Genomic DNA, 23,046 nt, shown 5'->3' with positions numbered 1-23,046 from the left:
GGCATCAAACTTATCTTTTCCAGCCGATAGCGCTTACACCTTAAATTGGCCTACTAACGAATCTAGGTTACGCCCTTCGTGAGCCAACTCTTGGCTGGTATCCGAAGCGCTATTGCTCGACTGCAGTAGCTCGTTGACAATATCTTGGATAGCAAACACATTACGGTTAATCTCTTCGGTTACCGAGCTTTGTTCGGTGGCGGCGGTGGCAATTTGGGTACTCATATCATTGATAGAGGTCACCGCAGAAGTAACGGCGCCTAAGCTGTCGGAAATCGCCCGCGATGAGCTGACTGAGCGATGACAACTTTGCTGGCTCGACTCCATGCTATTAACCGCCAGCGAGACTAAGTTGTGCAGCTCTGACAGCATTTCATTGATCTCTAAGGTACTCGCTTGAGTGCGACTGGCCAGGCTGCGCACTTCATCGGCAACCACCGCAAAGCCTCGCCCTTGCTCACCCGCTCTCGCCGCCTCGATCGCGGCATTTAGCGCCAATAGATTGGTCTGTTCGGCAATACCACCAATCACACTCAGTACGCTGTTGATTTTTTGTGATTGCTCATTAAGCGAGGTAATGTGGGTGGCGGCGGTATCGATTTCGGCCATTAATGCCGACACTTCGCTCAATGAAGTATCGACACACAGCTGGGCATTTCCCACATCTTGTGTCGCAGCTTGTGTCGCCTCGGCGACCTGAGTTGTGCTCATCGCCACTTCTGATGCGGTCGCCGACATTTCGGTTATCGCGGTGACAACCTGATCTGTCTCATTATTATGGCTTTGTAACTGCTGTGACATGGTATGCGTCTGGGTTAAGATGCTATCAGCCCCCCCTTTCACGGCCAGCGTTGCCTGTGCTACCTGCTTGATAATGCCTTGCAGCTTTTCAACAAACTGGTTAAAGGAGCGTCCTAACATGGCTATCTCATCTTGACCTTCAACCTCAAGCCGTTTAGTCAGATCGCCCTCTCCCTTGGCAATATCTTCAAGGCTGCTCACCATATTATGAATTGGATTGACCATACGCTGCGCCGCAAATAGCATCACCACGGTCGTAATACCAATGATCACTAAGACAATAAACACAATTGTCATCGCCTTATTCTGCATATTTTGGGTCATCAACGCGCGATAGTCATCGATAATCACATCCAAGTCATCAACATAGGCCCCCGTCCCTATCACCCAATTAGTACCGGGAACCACAGCGCTATAGCTGAATTTAGGGATGATTTGGCTGGTACCAGGTTTGGCATACTCAAATTCAAAATGACCATCGGCATTACGGGCGGTGTCAATAAGCCCTACCACAATTTTTTTACCGTTGGGGTCAGTCATACCTATCTGATCTGTGCCTTCCAATGCTGGCGCCACAGCATGAAATATGGTCTTACCGGTAAAGTCATAAATAAAGAAGTAACCTGCGCTGCCAAATCGGACGTTACGCAACGCCGCACTGACATCACCCCTATCGCCGAGACTCAGCTGATACTTAACAATCTCAACGCCTATCTCTACCTCTTCCTCTAATAGACTCTTACGCTCACTGTAGAGGGAGTCACGAAAAGTGTTCATGTTTTCTTCAAGGGCGTTCGACTCTAGGGTATAGGTGATAGCCACCAGCAACAAAAAGCTGATGATTAACGGCAATAAGGCAAACACCAGTAGCTTATTCTTCATTTTAAGTTGCCACATTTCCATGCTCCATAACAGATTGATACATTAATTAAAAACAGAGGTTAATCGCTTGCTTGATGAACCCAATAGTTAAACTATAGTCAATATCGCTTTAGCTGCCGTACAAAAAATACCAAGAGCAACACAATACCTTGTTTCATTATGAGAAACTCAAGTATCACCTGACCCACAGCGCACTAGATGAAGATAAGCCGAAATCACCATAAGGCGAATATATCCGACCAGTTGAACGACAAAACATTGAAAATTAATGGCTTAATATCAGTAATGATCGAACAGTAAGACAGTCTATTAACAAGATAGCCTGCTAACGACTTACACTTTTACAATATCTATCACTAAATTGAGCCAAGCTTTCAGCAGCAAAGTCGCCCCCTATCACTAAAGTACGACAGTCTAACAGCAAAACTAAAACGAAATTGCCACTTCTCTGGCAAAATCAAGCAGGTCATACCACATTAATACACTCGAGAAACACAATTGCGCTACACATCCTTAACTAGCATGGTTAACACTTCGAAGTGATCGGTATGGGGAAACATATCAAAAAGTTGAACTTTGGTGATGTGATAGCCTTTGATCTGGCGTAGATCACTGGCTAAGGTATGAGGGTTGCAACTGGAGTAAAGAATCGCTTTTGGGGCGAACTCACTTAATGAATGGCACAGAGATTGACCTATGCCACGTCTGGGAGGATTCACAATAATCAGATCAGGCTTATCTTGAGCTTGCTTACCGCTGGCAAATTCGGTCGAGTCGAGGGCGGTAAATTGCACCTTCTCTAACCCCATCGCCGCTGCCGACTGTTTGGCGCATGCTATCGCCTCAGGTTCGATTTCGATGCCGGTTAACGCTATTTCGCCAGAGGCGCAGTGCAAGCCAAAGCCGCCCACACCGCAAAACAGATCCCAAATCGATTGAGGCGCAAGTTCAGCGGTCCACTCACGAGCAGTTTGATATAGCTTTTCAGCCACCATGGGATGGGTCTGAAAAAAACTCTTAGGGCGAATAGACAGTGGTACGTCATTAAAACGTTCTTCTAAGCGAGTCGCTTCGGTGAGGAACATTTCCGTGTCCCCCTCAAGAATTGCCATATGCACTGGCTGCAAGTTAACCGACACCACCTTAATTTGTGGATATTCAGATAATAAAGCTGGCAGTTCGCGCTCAATACGAGCAATGGCATCGGTGGAACGCAACACAAACCTGAGCATATATTCACCGCGAACTTGGCTGCGGGTGAGCAAAATAAACTTCAATTCGCCTTTTTGTTTATCGACCCGATATGGTGGGATACCTGCTTGGCGCACAAACAGCTGTAAGCGATGCAGCAGCTGCTGCATATCATCAGGGTAGAGCTGGCAATCACACAGACTGACAGGCTCGCCACTGGGGCTCACTATGCCTAAAATAGGCTGATGAGCGGCGCCCAGCACCACCATTTTGGCCTTGTTACGAAATCCATTTTCAGGCCCACATACGGGTGCCAGCCACTCTTGTACCGGTAATCCATGCAGCAACTGGCGTAATACTGCCGATTTAGCCGTTAACTGCTCGGCTAAAGGTGTCTGAATATGACGACAAGATAAACACTGCTTAGCATCGAAATGGGCACACTTCACGGGTGATAGGCTCTGAGATAAATAGAAAAGGCGGCCCATTTTAGCGCCTTTCAGCTAAAGAATCACCTGCTGAGCAAGGATCTTTCACCACGCCTACATCAAGGCTTAATGCCTCTATCCGTGATGACAGTCCATTTAGCCTAAGGGCAAATGATCAACATCGGCTTTTATCGGCCTGACACCTATTTGCTCACGCAGCCATAGCATAGCATCGGCGGCGGTATGCCTAAAGGTGGTGAGCTTACCCCCATAAATGGTCAATAAGTGTGGGTGACTCGGCTGAGCATCCATGATGGTGTCTCTAGGGGTATCGAACGCTGTTCTCGTCTGTTTAGGTAAGACTCGCACACCGCAATAGTGACCAACGACCTTGCTCTCGAGAGCATCCATTGTCATATGGGCAAAGTAATGACGATAAATCCCCAGTAAATATTGTGTTTCTGCAACCGTGACCTTGGCATCCTGCGGCGTCGCAATCGTCGTCTCTGTGGTGCCTATCATGGTTTTACCATGCCAAGGCATCACAAATACTACCCGCTTATCGTAAATAGACTCGAGATACAAAATGCCAGCAGGCGCGGCGATATCCAGCACCAAATGACTGCCCTGCACCAGCTCGATAGCCAGTTTATCCACCTTAGGAGTGACAAGTTCTAAGGTATCGTTGACCCAAGGCCCAGTGGCATTAATGACGCAGCGCCCGTGCAGACTCGCAGCCCCGTTGTTGTGACGGTAATTGACCACGCAGCCGTCGCCGTCATGAATGATCTGCTCTATCTGCACCTGAGTAATAATGTTGGCGCCAAGTTGCTCGGCACTGGCGGCAACGGCACGGGTCAGCGCCAAATCGTCGGTTTGCGCGTCCCAATAACGAAACACGGCCCTAAGCCCCTTGAGCGTAATACCAAGTGAGCTCCACTCTTTTGCCTCCAGCGACTTAAATTGCCCCAACGGGTCAAACTCACTGAGCAAGGCATAAAGGCTCAGCCCAGCGCGTATAGCCAATGGGCCGCGCTGGCTGTCTTGGTAGACGGGAATATAAAAAGGCACAGGTTTTACTAAGGTGGGAGCTAAGGATAACAACGCTTTACGCTGTGCTAACGACTCTCGAACCAAGCCCAGTTGGCCGCTTTCTAGGTAGCGCAGGCCACCGTGGATAAGCTTACTGGAATTGGATGAGGTTTGTTCACCAACACCATATTTTTCAAGCACGGTAACGCGATAACCTGCCGCTTGTGCCCGCTGCGCGATACCCACACCGGTTATTCCGGCGCCAATGACGATTAAATCGACAGCGTCCATAGCACTTCTTATCCCCTTAAAATCATCGCGCATTTATATCAGGTTAACTTTAAATCCGATGCGCTATCCTGGCGCGAACCAATATAACAAACAACCGCCACGCGTTTTATCTTGACTCAGCTTAAATAGGCATAAGCTTTATCGCACAGCTGTTTTAACTGAGCAAATTCAGCATCTTCGCCACCTAACCTACAGCGCATTTGCATGGGCACTTGCTGAGCCTGCGTTTCAAGCTGCAAGCCTTTGTCGGTGAGATGTAACACTCTGACTCGCTCATCTGTTTCACTGCGACCGCGTGTCACCAACCCTTTTGCTTCGAGGCGCTTTAACAAGGGCGTTAAGGTACCAGAGTCTAGGTGTAACTTTTCACCTAAGGTTTTAACGCTGATCCCCTGATGTTGCCACAGCACCATCATCGCCAAGTATTGCAAATAGGTGAGATCTAACGCCTCAAGCAAGGGGCGATAGGCTCTGATCATGGCATTGGTGGCACTGTATAAAGCAAAACAGATCTGATTTTCCAATAGCAAAGGGTTATGGCTGTTATCTTGACTCATTTACGGTTGTTCCAGTATTTAATTGCACACAACTTTTCATCAGTCTACTGCAATCTTGATCCCACTGACAACGACAAAAATTGCGATCGCGCTAGTAAGACAATGCCATGCCGATCCAACGCGTAAAACACCAGATTTGTGTAATGACTCAATTATTATCATCAAAATTGCATTTTATTAATAAATGCGGTTGATTTGTAAACACTTTTATCCTAAATTGCCCAGCTTATAATAATAGGCTGAAAGTGTGACACTGCGCCGTTAATGGCTGCATACTGGCCTTGCTCAACTTTATAGAGCACAAAGGCAATTAACTTGCAGTAAAAAACAACTTTTTATGTATCAAACCTAGCGCCACAGGCGGGAAACTCTAACACTAACAGCTTAAAAACAACCCTAGCCACAACTTGATAGACCTGAAGTCATACTTTGCTACAAAACCTAAGGTTATAGACCTAAGTCAAAGACTTGGCTTAACAAAATAGATCACAACAACACATTGGAGGTGTTCACTATGAAGCAGCTAATTCTGGCTCTGCTTTCACTATTATGGTTAGGTAATGCCGCAGCGCACTGCCCACAAGAGATTGAGTTGGTAGATATACCATTTGATGTCAACAGCTCGTACTTTGGAAAACATCACGCCAAGCAACTGCAACAGCTCATCACTGATACTCAAACGGATAACGGCTACTTATTACTCGAATTCCCTATCTATAAAGGCCAAACCGATAAAAAGCTGCGAAAATATGACCGTTGGCTGGCGTATCGACGCATCGAACGCGTAAAAGAGTACCTTGCGAAATCTGATTACAAGGCGCCCATTATGACCCGCATCCTCACAGCGAGTAATGACAATAGCCGCACCCTACGCATACATTGGTGTCAAGATGCTCATCCAGTAACGGTCGCCGCCAAGGAGAGTCGCTCAGAGCAAACTGATACCGCTGATGCAAACCTAAGCGATTAAACCCACGGACCAACCTACACCGCAAATGATATCGACGAATTAAGTCCAAACTGGCGGCAATCGCCGCCAGCAATAAACATGCGTTATCCCTCGTTGAGCTCAGCAGCAAAATCTGCCCCAGTTAACACTTACCTGCCATTTCACGATTTGTATTGCAAATATGACAGATAAACTTAATCTCCCTTTGGCTGCGCAGTAAACTATTGATAACAGGGTTTTCACCCTTGCCATCTTGATCAGGCGAGCACTTCCCGAGGAGGGAACATGTTAAGAATTGTCATTTTAAGTTTATTATTACTATTAAGTCTCAGCCCCTTTACCAGCCAAGGCGCCGACAAAACCACTCAATCTGATACCACTTGGCACTATGTCGACGACCAAGGGCAGTTAAAAATAAAGCTATACTTTTTTTGGTCTAAAACCTGCCCCCATTGCGCCGAGGCCCACCCTTTTATCGATTCGCTGCCACAACAATATCCCTGGATAGAGCTGGAGTCACACATGATTTCGGCCGATGGCACCATGGATAAATGGCAACAGATTGCCCAAAAGACCCAAGTACCTGCCCGCTCGGTGCCCTACATTGCCGCCTGCGATAAAGCCACTGTGGGCTACAGTAGCGAAGCGGTCACCGGGCAGTACATAGTGCAAAACCTTAAAGCGTGCTATCGCGCCTTAGGTGGACAAGTCAGCGATGACGAGCATCTGGCCCCACAGGCCAATGCCGACACTGCCGATGCCTCGCCCCTCTTTGGCACCTGCACTGAAAGTGAACAAGCTGGCACCTGCGATTTAGGCCTCGGTGACACAGCTAATACTGCCCCTGTAAGTCAAGTGCAACCGGTAGAACTACCTCTCATTGGCGTTATCGCTCCCGAAACCCTATCACTGCCCGTACTGACAGTGGTATTGGCTGGAGTCGACGCCTTTAACCCCTGCGCCTTTTTCGTGCTGTTATTCCTATTATCCATCATGGTTAACGCTAAAAGCCGAAGCAGAATGTTGATTGTGGGCGGTATTTTTGTCTTTTTCTCCGGCTTTATTTACTTCCTATTTATGATTGCATGGCTCAATATTTTCGAACTGCTCGGTGCGGGCAGTGATGGTGGCTGGATTATATTAGGCGCCGGATTGATGGCCTTAGTCGCGGGCGTTATCAATATCAAAGACTACTTCTTTACCAAAGGAGAGGTGACTTTGTCGATGTCGGCAGAAAACCGCACCGGACTCATTAAGCGGATGGGTAAACTCACCAGCGCCAGCAGCATGGCGGCGATGATCGCAGGCACTGTGGTATTAGCCATTTTAGCCAATGCTTACGAGCTGCTTTGCACCGCTGGTTTTCCGATGATTTACACCAGTGTATTGTCGATGCATGAACTCCCCGCATTCGATCGCTACCTGTATCTGGCTTTTTACAATATTGTTTATGTAATCCCGCTGGCCATTATTGTCATCGCCTTCAGTGCCACCTTAGGTAAACGTAAGCTAACGGAGAAAGAGGGGCAAACCCTCAAACTGATGTCGGGCATCATGATGATTGGACTGGGCGGCACCTTAGCGGTCGATCCTACGGCACTGCAAAACGTCACGTTAGCGATCGCCTTGATTGCCGCATCCATTGGCTTAACCTTGATTATCACCTTAGGCCGTAAGCTGATTGCGCGCCAAGGTTAGGCTGCCATGCGGTGATGGTATGGCACATCACCGCGCTTACCTTAAAAAGAGAATTAAAGCTGCGCAAGACTAGGCCGATAACACTATAGTTAAGTTAGGCTAAGAGCTAATTTAATAGCGTTTCGCGTTAACGATACAAAAATCCATATGATAATGGGCTATCGTTAACATAAGGCACCATTTAATTTAAGGCAGTCCTCATGGCAGTAACGATTGGTACCAGCAACCTCCAACCCAATATGAGCAATGGCAGTGTTGGGGTAAAAGTGGCTCAGCTTGCTAAGGAGCAACAACAAGCTGAGGGAGAAATTGCACTGCAATTAATTAATGCAGCGACGCCCGCACCAAGCGCGGCGCCAGTTGGAAACATAGGCAACAATATTAATACCACGGCATAAGCGCACACTTATAAGCCAATAAAAAGCCCACATTAGGTGGGCTTTTCTACATCACCTGCATTATAAAAACACGCCTGCTTTGGGCTCACCACGGGCTTAGCTATGCCTGTCTTAAAGGTGTTACGCCCCGCTTTTTTAGCCTCGTAGAGTAATGCGTCGGCGCTGCGAATAAAGGCCGCGGCATCGATCCCCTCTTGCCACTGGCACACCCCTTGAGAGACTGTAAGGTAAGGAGCAATATCTGAGGTGGCATGAGGAATTCGCGTATGCTCGATAGCTGTCTTTAGCTTTTCGGCGATCACCACAGCTCCTTTTAAGTCGGTCTCCGGCAAGATAAGGGCAAACTCCTCGCCACCATAGCGAGTCGCTAAGTCACGCGGACGATGAGCGATTTCCGACAAGATAGCCGCCAGCTGTACCAAACAGCGATCACCTGCGACATGGCCTTGACTGTCATTAAGACGTTTAAAAAAGTCCACATCGAGCAATATTAAACTCAGCGGATGACGGTTACGTTCTGAGGCTCTGATCTCTTGATGTAAAATCTCGTCAAAATGGCGTCGATTGCTTAAATTAGTCAACACATCGATCAAGGCCATGCGGCGAAACTGCTTCACTAACATCTGCTTTTCCACGTCTCGCAAGATAGCCGTATCGAACCACTGGGCTAACACTTTCTGTCCAGTAAAAATGATCACAAAAAAGCAGCCTAACTTGGTAAAGGCAAATACCAGACTTTCAGGCAGCGACGTCATACGAATGATCAATCCCATCAACATCAAAGGAATAATAAAAGCCAACATCCAGTTTCGCTTAGGAAATAGAGCTATCGCAAAGGTTACCACCAAAATATCAACCAACGCCTCAACTCCAGCCAATGCCGAATATTGATTAAATCCAAGCAAAGGTGAGGCCTGCAAAAATAAACTAATGATCAAAAACAGCCACGCCGCCGCTAACAGCAAGAAGTAGCTCAGCACCATGCGCTGAGTCATCGCCTCTCGCTCCATCCAGATGCCCATAGCGAGCCCCGATAGCGACACCAACAACACAGGTAACACCATTAGCGCCAACACATCGAAGTACTCGGCTGACAAGGATCTCACGTAAGCGCTCATAGAAATGGCCACGATTAAAAACAATGACAACAGTGCAGCCCACTTGATGCTGTTAAGTATGTAGCGCAGAGTCTCAATTTTATGTTGCTGTTCGAAGTTAATTATTTGATTTGTCATACATAAGACGGTGAGTTACCGATAATACCTCAATAAAAATCTTCTTGTTAAATCAGTATATAAGCAGATACAGAAACAGCCAGCTAAGCTGGCTGTTTAATCAAGGTATTAGGCTAACATTACGCGGCTTGGACGCTGCTGTCTTCGCTATGACGGATCAGATAATCAAAAGCGCCTAATGAAGCCGTGGCTCCACTGCCCATGGCTATGATGATCTGCTTGTAGGCCGAATTGGTGACATCACCTGCGGCAAATACCCCCGCAAGCGAGGTTTCCCCTTTCCCATCGACAATGATCTCACCACGGTTAGTCAGCTCGAGTGTGCCTCTTAACCATTCGGCATTCGGCACCAAACCTATCTGCACAAATATACCCGCCAAGGCGATATGGTGGCTTTCGCCTGTGGCTCTGTCAGTATAATTTAGGCCATTAACACGTTGACCATCGCCAGTCACCTCAGTGGTCATTGCCTGAGTAATAATATCAATATTGCCCATAGATGCGGCCTTGCGTTGCAGCACATCATCGGCTCTAAGCTTGCTATCAAACTCCAATACCGTGACATGTTCAACGATATTGGCTAAATCGATCGCCGCCTCAATACCTGAGTTCCCCCCACCAATGACGGCAACCCGTTTACCTTTAAACAATGGACCATCGCAATGTGGGCAGTACGCGACCCCTTTGCCCCGGTATTCTTGCTCGCCGGGGACATTCATTTCTCGCCAGCGGGCACCTGTGGCGATTAACACGGTTTTGCTGCGCAGCACTGCGCCGCTTTCCAATTCGAGTTCAAATAGCTCGCCAGATTTAAGGCTCAAGGCACGTTGATTATCCATAATATCAACATCATATTCGTGCACATGGGCTTCAAGGTTAGCCACCAGCTTTGGCCCTTCGGTGGCTTTCACTGAAATAAAGTTTTCGATGCCCACAGTTTCGGCGACTTGACCACCAAACTTGTCGGCCACGATTCCGGTACGTAACCCCTTTCTGGCTGCATATATGGCCGCCGATGCACCCGCGGGGCCGCCACCGACAACCAACACATCAAACGCTTGTTTCTGATTTAACTGCTCAGCCTTACGGCCAGCGGCATTGACGTCTAGCTTATTAAGGATCTCAACCACACTAATACCGCCCACAGAGAAAGGCTCACCGTTGAGGTAAACAGAGGGCACCGCCATGATGTTGCGTTGATTCACTTCTTCTTGGAATAGTGAGCCATCAATCATCACATTGCTAATATTAGGGTTAATAGCTGCCATCATATTCAGTGCCTGCACCACTTCTGGGCAGGTTTGGCAGCTTAACGATACATAAGTTTCAAACCGATACTCGCCGGGAAGTGCGCGGATCTGCTCTATTAGCTCTGCATCGAGTTTAATCGGATGCCCACCGGTGTGCAGCAAAGCTAACACCAATGAGGTAAATTCATGCCCCATAGGCAAACCAGCAAAGCTGATGCGGCTATGGGTTTCGTTGTTGGTTACTGTCATTGACGGGGTGCGTTCACCCGCGGATTCGGTCACTGACACTAAGCTTGAAGCGTCAGCTATATCGGCAGCTAACGACTTTAATTCTAACGCTTTAGGACTGTTATCTGCTGATACGACAAGTTCAACTGGGCGCTTGAGGTTTTGCAGATAGGTAGTCAGCTGATTTTTTACATTCGCATCTAACATAAAAGCTCCTAAATATAGGCGACTCAAAAATGAGTAAAGAAAAATAGCGATAAAGTGCCGGCTCAGGCATTGCAGGGGGAACCTGAGCCAGCATTAAGATAATGGGGCTAAGTGATGAACTTAGCCGGTAGCGAATAAGCCAGATGTGGCTCTATCCGCTAGGGGTGAGGCTGCGTTAGATTTTACCCACTAGGTCTAAAGAAGGTGCTAGGGTGTCTTCACCTGGCTGCCATGCAGCAGGACAAACTTCACCGTCGTGTGTTGCAACATACTGAGCAGCTTGGATCTTACGAACTAACTCAGCTGCACTACGACCAATACCTAGATCATGAACTTCAGCCACTTTAATTACACCTTCTGGGTTAATAACAAAAGTACCGCGAAGTGCTAAACCATCTTCTTCAATCATCACACCAAAGTTGCGTGTGATAGTACCGGTTGGGTCACCGATCATTGGGTATTGAATTTTGCCGATAGTGTCTGAGCTATCGTGCCATGCTTTGTGAGTAAAGTGAGTGTCTGTTGACACTGAGTACACTTCAACGCCCATAGACTGTAGCTTCTCGTAGTGATCGGCCATGTCACCTAGTTCGGTAGGGCACACAAACGTGAAATCAGCTGGGTAGAAGAACACTACTGACCACTTGCCTAAAAGGTCTTGCTCGGTTACCGAGACGAAATCACCATTGTGGTATGCAGTTGCAGAAAAAGGCTTGATTTCGGTGTTGATGATAGATTGTGTCATGTCATGCTCCATTTAGGGTTATTAACAGATTAACGCTTGGGTAGCAGCCGTTTGCTGCAACCCGTTGTTTGTTTCGATGGAGAGATAATAACGCGGCGTGACAATTAAATATAACGGGTAAAAACTATCATGCTAATCGATTTTTGTAATTGAACTTTGATCGCAATGAAAAAATCGATTAGCCCTAAGCGACTATGTTGCAGTGACTAGGGCCTGTTGATCTTTCAAGGTTGTTTTTGCAGCTAATTGTTGGGTATTTATACAAGGCAGAAGCTTTGTGGTGTAGTTATTCTACATAAAAAGCTGAGAACGCAGTAGAAATACCCAACAAACGCTGCCCGAAGGGTTCGGCTAAAAACGTTTTACTCTTTGTTAAGTCAATTTTGCTTAGATAACTAAGCAGCAATCCACTCGCCTAGATTAAAACGTTTTTGTCTCGAACAACATTCAACCAGCAAAGATCAACAGGCCCTAATTATAAAAGTGGCGCATTTAAATGCTAACAGCTAAAAATCACTCCCATAGCTCGAATCGCGTTAAACTGCGGCCCAAGGGAAAGTCCAATTGCAAGGATAACTGCTGCGCCTCGGCTTTTAAGCCACTACTACTGACCGACTTAGCCACTTTCCCCGCAATTACCACCCAATTACCGCCACCGGTTAAACAGGCTCTTACCTCGACAAAATGGAGCTGCAGTAACGCTAATAGCTCTCGATTTTGACTATGTTCTTTCCAGCAATTGAGCACCAAATACCCCTCACCCTTAAGCAGGCTCGCCGCATTGGCAATGAAAGTTTCTGACAGCTGGTTTTCATCGACACCGTCGGCACCATAAATATCGGCAAAAATCACATCGGCCTTTTTATGCTCCCGCGCCACCAAAAACTCGGTGGCATCTTGATGGATAAGAGTGAGCTTTTTGCCCGTAGGTAACTGAAAGTAGCGTTTAGCAATATCAATCACCTCGCCGCGCAGCTCGACGGCGGTAATATTAATGGCGCGATCGTAATGACGTAACGCATGAATTAAGCCCCCACCACCCAGGCCTAACACTATGACTCGCTTAGGCTTAATAAAAAGCAGTACCAATAACATGGCTTGTAAATACGTATGCTGGGGAATGTGCGGTGATGACTTAAGCAGTTTGCTTTGTTCATCGCTATCGCCAAACGAAAGCAGGCGCATCTGGCCATCTTCGTTAACGATTAAAGGGCCGTACTCATCCTCGCTGCGATACAAGGTTTGAAAATCTGTCATCTGGACTCCGACAATAAGCATAATGAAACACTGAGCCTATCGCGACCGGCCCGTTGATGGCGGCGTGATGTAAGCCGAGTAACAAAGGCGATAGTATGACTGAATCGGCGCGCTAACACAGCCACCACAGGGTGATTTATCCTCCACTTCAACCCCGTTACACAGATAAACCCACCGGTTTGCTCGATTAGTCGACAGAACACCCAGCTTGATGCAACAAGCTCGTTAGCATAATGGTTATCGCTAAGCCACTCCCCCTCAACTTATGATCCCACATTAACCCGTAAGCCAATTTGCTGATGCGTAACAAGAGTCATTGCATAAGCCTGCATCATGTAGTAAATGTTAAAAGTCTTTTATTTATAAGCTATTACTAATGACCTATTCACTACTGATCGTCACCCTGTTTATTGTATTATTTATTTTTGGCCAGCGCTTATTGACCAATTGGGTCAGTAAACTTGCCCAACATAAACAGGTATCAGCGACTCGTTCGAAAATGGTGATCCAATACATTAGCTACCTCTATTTTACCCTGATGGTGTGCCTAATGGTGGTTTCGCTCGGGATTGAATATCAGCAAGTGTCGCTGTTTATCTCATCCATCTTTGCCGTACTGGGTGTTGCCCTTGTCGCACAATGGTCGATACTGAGTAATATTACCGCCGGCATTTTAATCTTCTTCGTCTTTCCCTATCGCATTGGCGACAAGATTAAAGTGATTGATAAGGATGAAGATGTCACAGGGATCATCGCCGACATATGTCTATTCCATGTATTGATCCAACGCGACGACGATGTGCTTATCACTTACCCTAATAATTTGATGCTGCAAAAAGGGGTACTCAAGTTATCCAGCCATGCCCCAGCACTCATTAACGAAAAAGATGATAAAGACCATATCCAAATCCAAAGTGATTAAGGCGTCATCTAACCAGAGGCAAGACTATGCTGACCACTCTTCTCTACAGCCCACAAGATAATTCGCTCATTCAAGGCGACGACTCCCATATCGTTCAGTGGCAACAGAGCGATGACGCCATTTTATGGCTTAATATTGATGGCGAGTTAACCGAGCCACTGCAAGCCATGTTAAAACAAACTTTTAACCTGCATCAGCTAGCGCTGCAAGATGCGTCACGCGATAGGCATCCACCCAAGATTGAAGATTTTGGCGATCACACCTTTATTTTGCTGCGTGGCTTGTCGGCAGATTCTGAATCCATTAATTGCGATAATATTCTCTTGGCGATGTTTATCAGTGAGCGCTTTATTATCACTCGCCACTCGGCCCGCTCGCTCAGCATCGAGCGCACCATGGCGGCGTTGCACGCGGGCGATATCTCCCTCGCCACTGGGACTGGGGCCTTAAGCCTTAAGATCAGCCGCTTTGTGGTGAAACGCTACCATAAAATTCTGTTTGATTTAGAAACCCGCCTCGAACAACTTGAGTCGGTCATGCTGACCACCGCCGATGATAAGGTACTGGCCGAAGTGGTATTGTATAAAACCGATCTCACTCGTTTGCGGCGTAACTTTCACTATCATGTGGAGTTGTTTAACAATCTGCGCGATGAACCATCGCTCCCATTTGATAGCGCACTGGCGCATGAGATCAACGATGTGTGTGAACACCAACATCGCGCCGCGAGTCTAGCAGACCTGTTTTATCAAGTTGCTAGCGACTTAATTGACGGTTATATCTCCATTAGCGCCCATCGCTTAAACAACATCATGAAAGTACTGACGATTATTACCGCCATATTTGTGCCTCTGACCTTTATTGCCGGTATTTATGGCATGAATTTCGAGTATATTCCCGAGCTAAAAAACCCTTACGGTTACTTTATTGTCTGGGGCGTGATGCTCTGCATCACGGCGGTATTGATTTGGCTGTTTCGACGCCGAAAATGGATTTAATCACTTCAATACAAGCTTACCGCTAGGCGAGGCATAGACAATGGCTAAGCTGCACCATCACAAAGGGCTAATCATGGGTAAGGATTAGCCCTTTGAATTTAATATGATCATGTTAAAGCTGAGTTGGCAAGTCGACAGTGACTAACACTTAATGTCTAACACTTAATGTCTAACGTATAGTGCCTCTCACTTGGTGCCTAGCCGGCAGCCCAAAAGCTGCCTAGCGTAGCACCCGCTGAAAAAAAGCCACTGCCTGGCCATACATCTGTAAGGCTAATGCCGGGTCATATCGCTCACCCTCATCGCGCATAAAGGCATGCTGAGCGTTAACCTCAAGCCAGCTAAAGCAGCGCTTGGTTTCGCTAAGTTTGGCATAGATAAGTTGCCGCCCGGCGACATCCACATGTGGATCTTGCCTACCAAACACTAAGGCTAACTCGCCTTGAATATCGCCAGTGCGACTCAACGAGTCGTTGCCCTTATTACAAGGTAAGGTATTAGAGTGAATATCGGTTGGATACAGGCAAAAGGCCCCGACCACATCGCTATTGAGCGCGGCGCGATAGGCCAAGTGGCCGCCAATACACACGCCCATCGCCCCCACTAAGCTGCTGCAAAACGGCTGGCGCTGTGCAAATTCCACCAAGGCCTGAGTGTCGCTATCGTGATGCTCTAACCCTTTGGTAAATTTGTCTTGGTTGCCCTTATCTTTGCCCGCATCATCGTAAGCCAACACAGTACCTAGCGGGTTAAGTTCGTGAAACACTTCGGGCACCAACACCACAAAACCATGACCAGCCATGATTGCGGCGGCGCGCGCAATAGGTGCCGTTTGCTGGAAAATTTCAGAATAGAAGATGATGGTCGAAAACGGCCCTTCGGCATCGGGACGGTAGAGATAGCATCTCATGGGACCTGTGGGGGTATCGATATCGTGAACAGCCTGTTTAACCATCATACTCATGCCCTCGGGCTAATAAATGTACTTATAATTTATCAGCCTAAGGGGAGAATGTCAGGTAAAACTCATCGTTAACCATGGCGTTAAAACTGCGTCATAAGCGCCAGGATCAATCGCGGTTTATTAAGGTTAATAAAGCTGGTTAGGACAATCCTCGCCATCAAGCAGCTGCTTAATATTGGTTAAGCTGGTCAGGGCAATTGACCCCAACGCCTCTTCGGTTAAGAAGGCTTGGTGACCAGTAAAAATCACGTTATGGCAGGCCGACAAACGTCTGAACACATCGTCTTGAATGATCTCATTAGACTTATCTTCGAAAAAGAGCTCCTTTTCGTTTTCATAAACATCTAAGCCCAAAGATCCAATTTTGCCCTCTTTTAATGCCTCCATGGCATCCATCGCATTGAGCAGGCCGCCACGGCTGGTGTTGATCACCATGACTTTAGGTTTCATCTTGGCAAAACTCTCTTGGTTTAACAGATGGTGATTATCTTGGGTAAGCGGGCAATGCAAGCTGATAATATCGCATTGGGGATAGAGCTCATCGAGGGATAAATAGGGCACGCCTAAATCAATAACAGCTTGGTTAGGGTATGGGTCGTACGCGACCACTTTACAACCAAAGCCTAACAGCACCTTAATGGTGGCTAAGCCGATGTTACCCGTGCCAATAACGCCGACAGTGCGGCCATGCATATTAAAGCCAACCAACCCTTCGAGCGAAAAGTTTGCATCTCGAGTACGTTGGTAGGCTTTATGCACCTTGCGATTAAGCGTCAACATCAGCGCAACCGTATGTTCGGCCACCGATTCTGGCGAGTAAGCCGGTACGTTAACCACTTTTAACCCTAACCGCTGCGCTGCCACTAAATCGACGTTGTTAAAACCAGAACAACGCATGGCGATAATCTTGGTGCCGTTTTTAGCCAGTTCAACCAACACCTCTTCGCACAGAGAGTCGTTAACAAAGGCACAAATCACCTCAAAACCTAAGGCCAACTTTACTGTTTTCATGCACAGACGAGAATCAAAATACTCTATGCGGGCGCCAAAAGCTGTGTTGGTGCGATTGAAATGCTCCATGTCGTAGTGCTTAGCACTAAAAAAACCAATTTTCATATTTGATTCCCAATAATGTGCGTGACCATAGGTCACAGAAAAAGAGTGTTCCTAGCGTCAATGCTAACCCTAACAAGCGGTTACCCCTTGTATATTCGGGTTATCATTCTGCCCTCCAAGGCTCATAGCGATATAGCCTAATGTCCACATTCTAATAAAGATAAAATCAGTGTAAGAGATCATTATAACTCAGGCATTACACTTGGATCATGACCACTGATCATGGCAAGTCAATATAATTACCCAACCCCATGATAAAACCGCAAGCTTCATCACGAAAACTCTCTCGCAACAGGGCGCCAATGTGCTTTGCCATGATTTCCTGATAAGCTCAAGACAAACTTATTGATGCCATTGATCTTATGGGACGACAATCGATTTCTGAAAAACAGTTTTGGTTACAACGCCTGAGTAAAACCAGTTTACGCGCCATACATATTTTAGGCATTACCGGGGCCGGCGGAGGGATTTTATTAGGGGTAGCCAAAGCCGACTGGAGCCTATACTGGATACTTGCGATGGGATCGGGCAGTCTATTAATGCTGTGGGAGATCATGCGTGACTGGCGCTGGCTTATCCAACTAAAGGGCGTACTCACTATAGTAAAACTAGGATTATTAAGTTTATTTATTCCGTTGGCCAATTATAAACCCGAACTACTCATCGTCATTGTATTATTGTCGGTCGTGGTCTCCCATGGGCCAGCAGGATTACGCCACTACTCAATTATTCACAGGCGACGTATCGATGGAAAAAAAGAGATTAAAGGCTAACGTAGCCCCCTTAATTAGCCACTATTTACCCAATTTAGCTCAGCCTGCACAGCTGCAGATATTAGATCTAGCCTGCGGTGGTGGCCGCAATGGGTTATGGTTCGCGCAGCAAGGGGCAAATGTGACCTTCATCGACAAGGATATCAGTAATTTACCCAAGCTGCCTCCACACTGCCATGCCTTAGCTTATGATCTTGAAGATGGCTCCGCGCCCGCTCTGCCTGTACATGAGTTTGATATAATACTGGTGTTTAACTACCTACACAGACCGCTATTTGAGCAAATAAAACACTGTGTTAAGCCAGAGGGACTGTTAATTTACGAGACCTTCACTACAGAGCAAGCCAAGGTAGGCCGGCCTAAAAACCCCGCTTTTTTGCTACAAGCCGATGAGCTGCTCACTCAATTCGATGAGTTTGATATATTGCACTATTTTGAAGGTAATGTAGGCTGTGAGGATGAGCCCATCTATAAAGCCCAGTTTATCGGGCAAAAACGCGCTTAGCCTCATCAACACAGCATTAAGGACGTTACATGTTTCCCTATCCCCAGCAATATCGCTTAGCGGCGCCGCCGCTCATCACCGTGCTTATGGTTGTTTGGGCGTTATTGTCTAGGGCATTATTGGGGGACGCTAGCCCTATTGGTTTCTACCCACTGTTTATGTTGTTTCCTCTCAATATCCTGCTGCATGGCCAACTGCTTTGGCAGGCCAAAGGGATGGAGCGACTCGATCAAGCTCTGTACGCCTTTATTCATCTGTCGCTGGCTTTTGTGGTTTGGACCTTTGCCATCATGCATGTCAATGGCCATAGCCTGTAAACTGCGCCCAATTTACCCGCTGCAGGTGAGTTTTGCTTGCGAGCCATGACGCTAAACGGTATCTTGGCTGCCGCTTAAAAATACCGAACCGACTATGAAAGATTTTGTATACACTCCACCCACCACGCCTTGGCTAGATGTGGTGCATCAAGACAAAGATATCATCGTGCTCAATAAACCCTCTGGGCTGCTCTCAGTCCCGGGGCGCGATCCCGCCTATCATGACAGCGTTTTTGCCCGCGTACTCAGCCAACACCCTAACGCCCAGATAGTACATCGTCTCGATATGGCAACCTCTGGCATTATCGTCCTTGCCCTGCGCCGCAGCGCCGAGCGCGAATTGAAACGCCAATTTAGGGACAGAGAAACTCACAAAACCTACTACGCGCGCGTCGCAGGCCATGTTAAACCCCAAAGCGGCACCGTTGAGCTGCCGCTGATCTGCGATTGGCCTAATCGCCCCAAACAGAAAGTCGATCACAGATTAGGTAAGCCCTCGACCACCCATTTCGAGGTGATTAGCCGCGCGAAACGCTCAACCTTGGTTAAACTCACGCCTATTACTGGCCGCTCTCACCAATTGCGGGTACATATGATGGCCTTGGGACACCCCATTCTTGGCGATAACTTTTACGCCGATGCATTAGCCAAACGACTCGCCCCTAGATTACTGCTGCATGCCCAGTCGCTAACCCTTCATCACCCCTACAGCGGTGAGCCGATGACCTTTAGCACAGACATCCCATTTGCAACGCCGAGCGAACAGCAATAGCTAACAACAACCTAACTAGGCTGCTATTAGCTATTGAAATTGGCATTAATTGGCCTAAAAAGTTAGCCGTTACTCAAAAAATATCGTAGATTAGCAAACAATATTAATCATAAAGCGGTATTGACTAGTGGATAGTTCATTTCAACGTGATCAATTAGATAATCAAATTCTGTCGGCATTAATGCAAGAGGCACGCACCCCCTTTGCCGAGCTTGCTAAGCGATTTGGTGTCAGTGCTGGCACCATTCATGTGCGAGTAGAAAAGATGAAGCAAGCTGGCATCATTACTGGCGCGCAGATCACTGTCAACCCTAAGGCGCTAGGCTACGATGTGTGCTGTTTTATCGGCATTAACCTTAAGAGCGCCGGTGACTACCCTGCCGCCATAGCTAAGCTTAATGCGTTAGAGGAGGTGACCGAAGCCTATTACACCACGGGCAACTACAGTATTTTTGTCAAGGTGATGTGCCAGTCTATCGATGGTTTGCAGCATGTGCTGATTAACCGCATTCAATCGATTGATGAAATCCAATCTACCGAAACCTTAATTAGCCTACAAAATCCGATTATTCGTGCCGTTAAACCATAAAGGTTACCAATAACGCAGCAGCGATGTCCGCTATAGGTAGTGGCGACCTCTGGCATCGCTAATACCTAAAACCTATGACGCTTTACAACTCAGGTTTATAGCTTGAATATCGGTGCATTAGAGCTCAAATACATGGGTCATTACTTTATACAGCTCGGTACCTTGATAAACCGAGGCAGAAGCAAAATGCAAAATCGGCACGCACGCTTGCGATAAGCATAAAGGGGTTAATGTAGACCCACAGCCATACTGATCCACCCGCAAAATAGTCGCTAAAGGCGAACCTGCGGCTAATGGCTCGCCTAACTTAGCGGTATACTCCACCATGCCCCCCATGGGGGAGTGGTATTTTTTATAGTCACGAAGATAACAGCCATACCGCGCCATCTTAGCGGGCAAAATGGGGTCGGCAACCACACCGCGATGACTCAAATACGCCATGATCCCATCGGCATCTAGGCGTGCATCGGCGAGATCGATATGCTCTTGCGAGCCCAGCTCCAAGGTAAACGCAGACACAGGTAGCGCTAATTCTCGCCCCTGCGCTGCTAGGTACTGACACAATTGCCACCAAGGATAAAATATCGATTCATCCATCGCCCCGCCAAACTCATTAGGCATAAATAGCGTGTGGGCTATCGAAAATAACCTCGCGGCCTCACTATCATATTCGGGACAATACAGATGTTTGCAGGCCTTGGGCCCGGTGTGCAGATCCAACACGATATCCGCTTGATGCCCTAAATGCTGCAGTGTGACCGCTTGGCGATGCCCCGTCGTCACGCCCCACTCATGCTGCAGACGCTGCTGACAGCTATCAAGCAACATGGCGCGATAAGCCGCCACCAAGGCGTTATCGTCTAACTCGGCATGCTGTCGATACCAAGCGGCCACATCGATATGATGATTTAAGTATTCGCGATTCCAATTCACCCCGGTTATCGGGTCAAAACGCCCAAGGGTAAACTCACCACTTTTTTGGTTAATCCCCAAAGGGTTGGCGAGTGGCACCAAGGTGACACTGCCGAGCAACTCGCAGTTTTCCAGTTGCTGCATTAACTGGTAAATCACCGCATTGCCCTGCACCTCGGCGCCATGCACATTCGCCTGAATATAGACACTCGGCCCACACATCACGGCTGGCGTAAACTGAAAAATGGGCAACTCGAGATCTTGCCCTGTCGCCAACTCGCCAATTTTCAACGTACTACGAGTGGGTTTCATCGTGCACCTTCGAACAGATTTTCATGTAACGAGCGGACCACCTGCGCCGCCTCACTTTCGGCAACCAACACACATAGGTTATGTGGGCTAGCTCCTTGGCAGATCATGCGCACATTATGCGGCTCTAGCACCTCAAACACTCGGCGGCATACCCCAGGTGTAGAGGCAATTTTATTGCCCACTATCGCCACTAAGGCTAAATTATCTTCCACACGCACCCGGCAATGCTGCGACAACTCTTGCAATAGCGCTTCACTAAGCAAATTATTGCCAGCCGAATCAGAGCCGGTTTTATCTAAGGTCAACGACACGTTAACTTCCGAGGTCGTGATCAAATCGACACTTATTTTGTGCCTTGCTAGCGTAGCAAAGGTCTCAGCCAAGAAACCTTGCGCATGTAGCATCTGCAAACTGTGTAGATTCAGTAAGGTTTGATCGCGGCGCACGGCCACGGCGCGGTAAATAGGCTCATCACTCACTTGATGACGTATCCAAGTACCGCCACGTTCAGGTTCTTTGCTCGAGCCCACAAACACCTGAATTTTTTGCCTTACCGCAGGTAAAATGGTCGCAGGATGCAGCACCTTAGCGCCAAAAGTCGCCATTTCAGCGGCTTCATTAAAGCTAATTTCGGCGATGGGCTGTGCATTGGGGGCCAAGCGTGGATCGGTAGTGTAAATCCCAGCCACATCGGTCCAAATTTCGACCGCCGATGCCTTAAGGGCCTCGGCCAATAATGCCGCCGAGTAATCGCTACCGCCACGCCCTAATGTGGTGGTGGCGCCCTGTGCATCGGCCCCAATAAACCCTTGAGTAACAATACGCTGCTCGGCCAGCAGCGGGGCTAAATGCGCCGCGCATAAGGCTGCAACCTGCTCAATTTGAGGCTCAGCACGGCCAAAATGACTGTCGGTGCGCATCACTTGGCGTACATCAAAGGCTGACGCCGCCTCACCTTTTTCACGTAATACAGCAGCAAACAGCGCCGCTGAACATTGCTCTCCTTGTGCTAACAACTCATCCATGGTGGCTTTGCAGCGTTCACGACTCAAGGACTCACTTAACATAGCGATACGGCTGAGCACGCCATCGAGGTGAGCGGCAACCTCTGCAGGACGACCGAGTTGGTCAAGGATTTGGTATTGAATTGAGGCAATCTGCTTAAGTAGCTGTTGACGTCGCTCGTCATCGAGCTGCGCTTGAGTCAACTCCACCAGCAAATTGGTGACGCCGCTAGAGGCACTCACGACTACAATACGTGTATTAGGATTGGCAATAATGATGTCGGCACAGCGACTCATTGCTGTGTAGTCAGCAACGGATGTACCACCGAATTTAGCTACGACAATCGACATTAGCCCACCTCAACGACATTGAAGCAGTAACAAGACACGACAAGAATAGATAACATGATAAACCTCCGAACTTACTTCGTTCGAAGAGCCTGGTGCAAAGATTACGCACCCCAAGACGGGAAATAGCGATCACCACCAGAAGCTCTCCACCAAAAAACAGGTGACAATCGACAGGATTCAACCATATCGACCGATAAACAAACGAAACCAAACACTTGTCTATCTCGGCGTTAATCTCCATCATAAGCAATCGTCAGAGTTTGGCCTCTTCATGCTTACTACCTAGTTAACGCTCCTCTTCTGTATCTCAAGCGCATTGACGCACAAGATGGTTGAAAATTAGCAAATATCTGTCTAATAAG

Annotated in this window: 22 protein-coding genes and 1 riboswitch; of the genes, 10 read left to right on the top strand and 12 right to left on the bottom strand. The window is 47.6% G+C overall.

Features of this window, described 5'->3' with window-relative positions:
* Nucleotides 1-33: 33 nt before the first annotated feature.
* The 4 genes from DN599_RS08785 to ohrR form a co-directional block, all read right to left on the bottom strand.
* Nucleotides 34-1,698 carry a methyl-accepting chemotaxis protein gene (locus DN599_RS08785; RefSeq protein ID WP_110457238.1) on the bottom strand — a complete coding sequence of 555 codons (1,665 nt, stop codon included), beginning with the start codon at nucleotides 1,696-1,698 and terminating at the stop codon, nucleotides 34-36.
* 488 nt (nucleotides 1,699-2,186) lie between these two features.
* Nucleotides 2,187-3,362, bottom strand: coding sequence for a 23S rRNA (uracil(747)-C(5))-methyltransferase RlmC (gene rlmC, locus DN599_RS08780; protein ID WP_110457237.1), 1,176 nt, complete (start codon nucleotides 3,360-3,362; stop codon nucleotides 2,187-2,189).
* Nucleotides 3,363-3,458: 96 nt separating this feature from the next.
* Nucleotides 3,459-4,625 (bottom strand): glycerol-3-phosphate dehydrogenase/oxidase, encoded by a 1,167-nt coding sequence (locus DN599_RS08775; protein WP_110457236.1) that lies wholly within the window; start codon nucleotides 4,623-4,625, stop codon nucleotides 3,459-3,461.
* Nucleotides 4,626-4,741: 116 nt separating this feature from the next.
* Entirely contained in the window at nucleotides 4,742-5,182 is a 441-nt protein-coding gene (gene ohrR / locus DN599_RS08770; RefSeq protein ID WP_110457235.1) for a transcriptional regulator OhrR, read from the bottom strand.
* A gap of 514 nt (nucleotides 5,183-5,696) precedes the next feature.
* Here ohrR and DN599_RS08765 point away from each other — a divergent pair.
* The 3 genes from DN599_RS08765 to DN599_RS08755 all read left to right on the top strand — a co-directional run bounded on the left by DN599_RS08765 (nucleotide 5,697) and on the right by DN599_RS08755 (nucleotide 8,227).
* Nucleotides 5,697-6,152: an OmpA family protein gene (locus tag DN599_RS08765; protein WP_204165112.1), complete on the top strand. Its 456-nt coding sequence runs from the start codon at nucleotides 5,697-5,699 to the stop codon at nucleotides 6,150-6,152.
* 264 nt (nucleotides 6,153-6,416) lie between these two features.
* Complete coding sequence (locus DN599_RS08760; RefSeq protein ID WP_110457234.1) at nucleotides 6,417-7,829, top strand: cytochrome C biosynthesis protein; 1,413 nt, start codon at nucleotides 6,417-6,419, stop codon at nucleotides 7,827-7,829.
* 200 nt (nucleotides 7,830-8,029) lie between these two features.
* On the top strand, nucleotides 8,030-8,227 hold the full coding sequence (locus DN599_RS08755) for a cytoplasmic protein (protein ID WP_110457233.1): 198 nt from the start codon (nucleotides 8,030-8,032) through the stop codon (nucleotides 8,225-8,227).
* Nucleotides 8,228-8,259: 32 nt separating this feature from the next.
* On the opposite strand, the gene DN599_RS08750 is transcribed toward DN599_RS08755, so the two are convergent.
* From DN599_RS08750 to DN599_RS08730, 4 genes are all read right to left on the bottom strand, one after another.
* On the bottom strand, nucleotides 8,260-9,462 hold the full coding sequence (locus tag DN599_RS08750; protein ID WP_110457232.1) for a GGDEF domain-containing protein: 1,203 nt from the start codon (nucleotides 9,460-9,462) through the stop codon (nucleotides 8,260-8,262).
* A 119-nt stretch (nucleotides 9,463-9,581) separates the two neighbouring features.
* Nucleotides 9,582-11,147 (bottom strand): alkyl hydroperoxide reductase subunit F, encoded by a 1,566-nt coding sequence (ahpF, locus tag DN599_RS08745; protein ID WP_110457231.1) that lies wholly within the window; start codon nucleotides 11,145-11,147, stop codon nucleotides 9,582-9,584.
* A gap of 175 nt (nucleotides 11,148-11,322) precedes the next feature.
* Nucleotides 11,323-11,892, bottom strand: a complete 570-nt coding sequence (gene ahpC, locus DN599_RS08740; RefSeq protein WP_110457230.1) for an alkyl hydroperoxide reductase subunit C — start codon at nucleotides 11,890-11,892, stop codon at nucleotides 11,323-11,325.
* Between the two features lie 513 nt (nucleotides 11,893-12,405).
* Nucleotides 12,406-13,149, bottom strand: coding sequence for a spermidine synthase (locus DN599_RS08730; protein WP_110457229.1), 744 nt, complete (start codon nucleotides 13,147-13,149; stop codon nucleotides 12,406-12,408).
* A 376-nt stretch (nucleotides 13,150-13,525) separates the two neighbouring features.
* On the opposite strand from DN599_RS08730, the gene DN599_RS08725 reads away from it, so the two are divergent.
* Nucleotides 13,526-14,071 carry a mechanosensitive ion channel family protein gene (locus DN599_RS08725; protein ID WP_110457228.1) on the top strand — a complete coding sequence of 182 codons (546 nt, stop codon included), beginning with the start codon at nucleotides 13,526-13,528 and terminating at the stop codon, nucleotides 14,069-14,071.
* A gap of 26 nt (nucleotides 14,072-14,097) precedes the next feature.
* On the top strand, nucleotides 14,098-15,069 hold the full coding sequence (gene corA / locus DN599_RS08720) for a magnesium/cobalt transporter CorA (RefSeq protein WP_110457227.1): 972 nt from the start codon (nucleotides 14,098-14,100) through the stop codon (nucleotides 15,067-15,069).
* A 220-nt stretch (nucleotides 15,070-15,289) separates the two neighbouring features.
* Here corA and DN599_RS08715 read toward each other — a convergent pair whose 3' ends face one another.
* Both DN599_RS08715 and DN599_RS08710 read right to left on the bottom strand, forming a co-directional pair.
* Nucleotides 15,290-16,027, bottom strand: a complete 738-nt coding sequence (locus DN599_RS08715) for a dienelactone hydrolase family protein (protein WP_110457520.1) — start codon at nucleotides 16,025-16,027, stop codon at nucleotides 15,290-15,292.
* A 132-nt stretch (nucleotides 16,028-16,159) separates the two neighbouring features.
* A complete protein-coding gene (locus tag DN599_RS08710) occupies nucleotides 16,160-17,149 on the bottom strand; it encodes a 2-hydroxyacid dehydrogenase (protein ID WP_110457226.1) in 990 nt (329 codons plus the stop codon).
* A gap of 362 nt (nucleotides 17,150-17,511) precedes the next feature.
* Here DN599_RS08710 and DN599_RS08705 point away from each other — a divergent pair, with 362 nt between their 5' ends.
* The 5 genes from DN599_RS08705 (at nucleotide 17,512) to asnC (ending at nucleotide 20,105) form a co-directional block, all read left to right on the top strand.
* Nucleotides 17,512-17,922, top strand: a complete 411-nt coding sequence (locus DN599_RS08705) for a hypothetical protein (RefSeq protein WP_110457225.1) — start codon at nucleotides 17,512-17,514, stop codon at nucleotides 17,920-17,922.
* A complete protein-coding gene (locus DN599_RS08700) occupies nucleotides 17,897-18,427 on the top strand; it encodes a class I SAM-dependent methyltransferase (protein ID WP_110457224.1) in 531 nt (176 codons plus the stop codon). The genes DN599_RS08705 and DN599_RS08700 overlap by 26 nt, the downstream gene beginning before the upstream one ends.
* Before the next feature lie 29 nt (nucleotides 18,428-18,456).
* On the top strand, nucleotides 18,457-18,744 hold the full coding sequence (locus DN599_RS08695) for a hypothetical protein (RefSeq protein ID WP_110457223.1): 288 nt from the start codon (nucleotides 18,457-18,459) through the stop codon (nucleotides 18,742-18,744).
* A 94-nt stretch (nucleotides 18,745-18,838) separates the two neighbouring features.
* Nucleotides 18,839-19,516, top strand: a complete 678-nt coding sequence (gene rluA / locus DN599_RS08690) for a bifunctional tRNA pseudouridine(32) synthase/23S rRNA pseudouridine(746) synthase RluA (protein WP_110457222.1) — start codon at nucleotides 18,839-18,841, stop codon at nucleotides 19,514-19,516.
* A 127-nt stretch (nucleotides 19,517-19,643) separates the two neighbouring features.
* On the top strand, nucleotides 19,644-20,105 hold the full coding sequence (gene asnC, locus DN599_RS08685) for a transcriptional regulator AsnC (protein WP_110457221.1): 462 nt from the start codon (nucleotides 19,644-19,646) through the stop codon (nucleotides 20,103-20,105).
* A gap of 117 nt (nucleotides 20,106-20,222) precedes the next feature.
* On the opposite strand, the gene DN599_RS08680 is transcribed toward asnC, so the two are convergent.
* Nucleotides 20,223-21,329, bottom strand: a complete 1,107-nt coding sequence (locus tag DN599_RS08680) for a succinylglutamate desuccinylase/aspartoacylase family protein (protein WP_110457220.1) — start codon at nucleotides 21,327-21,329, stop codon at nucleotides 20,223-20,225.
* Nucleotides 21,326-22,684: a lysine-sensitive aspartokinase 3 gene (lysC, locus tag DN599_RS08675; RefSeq protein ID WP_110457219.1), complete on the bottom strand. Its 1,359-nt coding sequence runs from the start codon at nucleotides 22,682-22,684 to the stop codon at nucleotides 21,326-21,328. The genes DN599_RS08680 and lysC overlap by 4 nt, the downstream gene beginning before the upstream one ends.
* A gap of 131 nt (nucleotides 22,685-22,815) precedes the next feature.
* Nucleotides 22,816-22,992, bottom strand: a riboswitch (Lysine riboswitch).
* Between the last annotated feature and the right edge of the window lie 54 nt (nucleotides 22,993-23,046).

It is taken from the genome of Shewanella algidipiscicola, from assembly GCF_900380485.1.
GTDB lineage: Bacteria > Pseudomonadota > Gammaproteobacteria > Enterobacterales > Shewanellaceae > Shewanella > Shewanella algidipiscicola.
This window is presented reverse-complemented; position numbering and strand designations above follow the sequence as displayed.

What these genes read in the sequence shown, in the direction of transcription:
- DN599_RS08785 (WP_110457238.1), bottom strand. Translation starts at nt 1,698, where the DNA reads ATGTGGCAACTTAAAATGAAGAATAAGCTACTGGTGTTTGCCTTATTG.
- rlmC (WP_110457237.1), bottom strand. Translation starts at nt 3,362, where the DNA reads ATGGGCCGCCTTTTCTATTTATCTCAGAGCCTATCACCCGTGAAGTGT.
- DN599_RS08775 (WP_110457236.1), bottom strand. Translation starts at nt 4,625, where the DNA reads ATGGACGCTGTCGATTTAATCGTCATTGGCGCCGGAATAACCGGTGTG.
- ohrR (WP_110457235.1), bottom strand. Translation starts at nt 5,182, where the DNA reads ATGAGTCAAGATAACAGCCATAACCCTTTGCTATTGGAAAATCAGATC.
- DN599_RS08765 (WP_204165112.1), top strand. Translation starts at nt 5,697, where the DNA reads ATGAAGCAGCTAATTCTGGCTCTGCTTTCACTATTATGGTTAGGTAAT.
- DN599_RS08760 (WP_110457234.1), top strand. Translation starts at nt 6,417, where the DNA reads ATGTTAAGAATTGTCATTTTAAGTTTATTATTACTATTAAGTCTCAGC.
- DN599_RS08755 (WP_110457233.1), top strand. Translation starts at nt 8,030, where the DNA reads ATGGCAGTAACGATTGGTACCAGCAACCTCCAACCCAATATGAGCAAT.
- DN599_RS08750 (WP_110457232.1), bottom strand. Translation starts at nt 9,462, where the DNA reads ATGACAAATCAAATAATTAACTTCGAACAGCAACATAAAATTGAGACT.
- ahpF (WP_110457231.1), bottom strand. Translation starts at nt 11,147, where the DNA reads ATGTTAGATGCGAATGTAAAAAATCAGCTGACTACCTATCTGCAAAAC.
- ahpC (WP_110457230.1), bottom strand. Translation starts at nt 11,892, where the DNA reads ATGACACAATCTATCATCAACACCGAAATCAAGCCTTTTTCTGCAACT.
- DN599_RS08730 (WP_110457229.1), bottom strand. Translation starts at nt 13,149, where the DNA reads ATGACAGATTTTCAAACCTTGTATCGCAGCGAGGATGAGTACGGCCCT.
- DN599_RS08725 (WP_110457228.1), top strand. Translation starts at nt 13,526, where the DNA reads ATGACCTATTCACTACTGATCGTCACCCTGTTTATTGTATTATTTATT.
- corA (WP_110457227.1), top strand. Translation starts at nt 14,098, where the DNA reads ATGCTGACCACTCTTCTCTACAGCCCACAAGATAATTCGCTCATTCAA.
- DN599_RS08715 (WP_110457520.1), bottom strand. Translation starts at nt 16,027, where the DNA reads ATGATGGTTAAACAGGCTGTTCACGATATCGATACCCCCACAGGTCCC.
- DN599_RS08710 (WP_110457226.1), bottom strand. Translation starts at nt 17,149, where the DNA reads ATGAAAATTGGTTTTTTTAGTGCTAAGCACTACGACATGGAGCATTTC.
- DN599_RS08705 (WP_110457225.1), top strand. Translation starts at nt 17,512, where the DNA reads ATGGGACGACAATCGATTTCTGAAAAACAGTTTTGGTTACAACGCCTG.
- DN599_RS08700 (WP_110457224.1), top strand. Translation starts at nt 17,897, where the DNA reads ATGGAAAAAAAGAGATTAAAGGCTAACGTAGCCCCCTTAATTAGCCAC.
- DN599_RS08695 (WP_110457223.1), top strand. Translation starts at nt 18,457, where the DNA reads ATGTTTCCCTATCCCCAGCAATATCGCTTAGCGGCGCCGCCGCTCATC.
- rluA (WP_110457222.1), top strand. Translation starts at nt 18,839, where the DNA reads ATGAAAGATTTTGTATACACTCCACCCACCACGCCTTGGCTAGATGTG.
- DN599_RS08680 (WP_110457220.1), bottom strand. Translation starts at nt 21,329, where the DNA reads ATGAAACCCACTCGTAGTACGTTGAAAATTGGCGAGTTGGCGACAGGG.
- lysC (WP_110457219.1), bottom strand. Translation starts at nt 22,684, where the DNA reads ATGTCGATTGTCGTAGCTAAATTCGGTGGTACATCCGTTGCTGACTAC.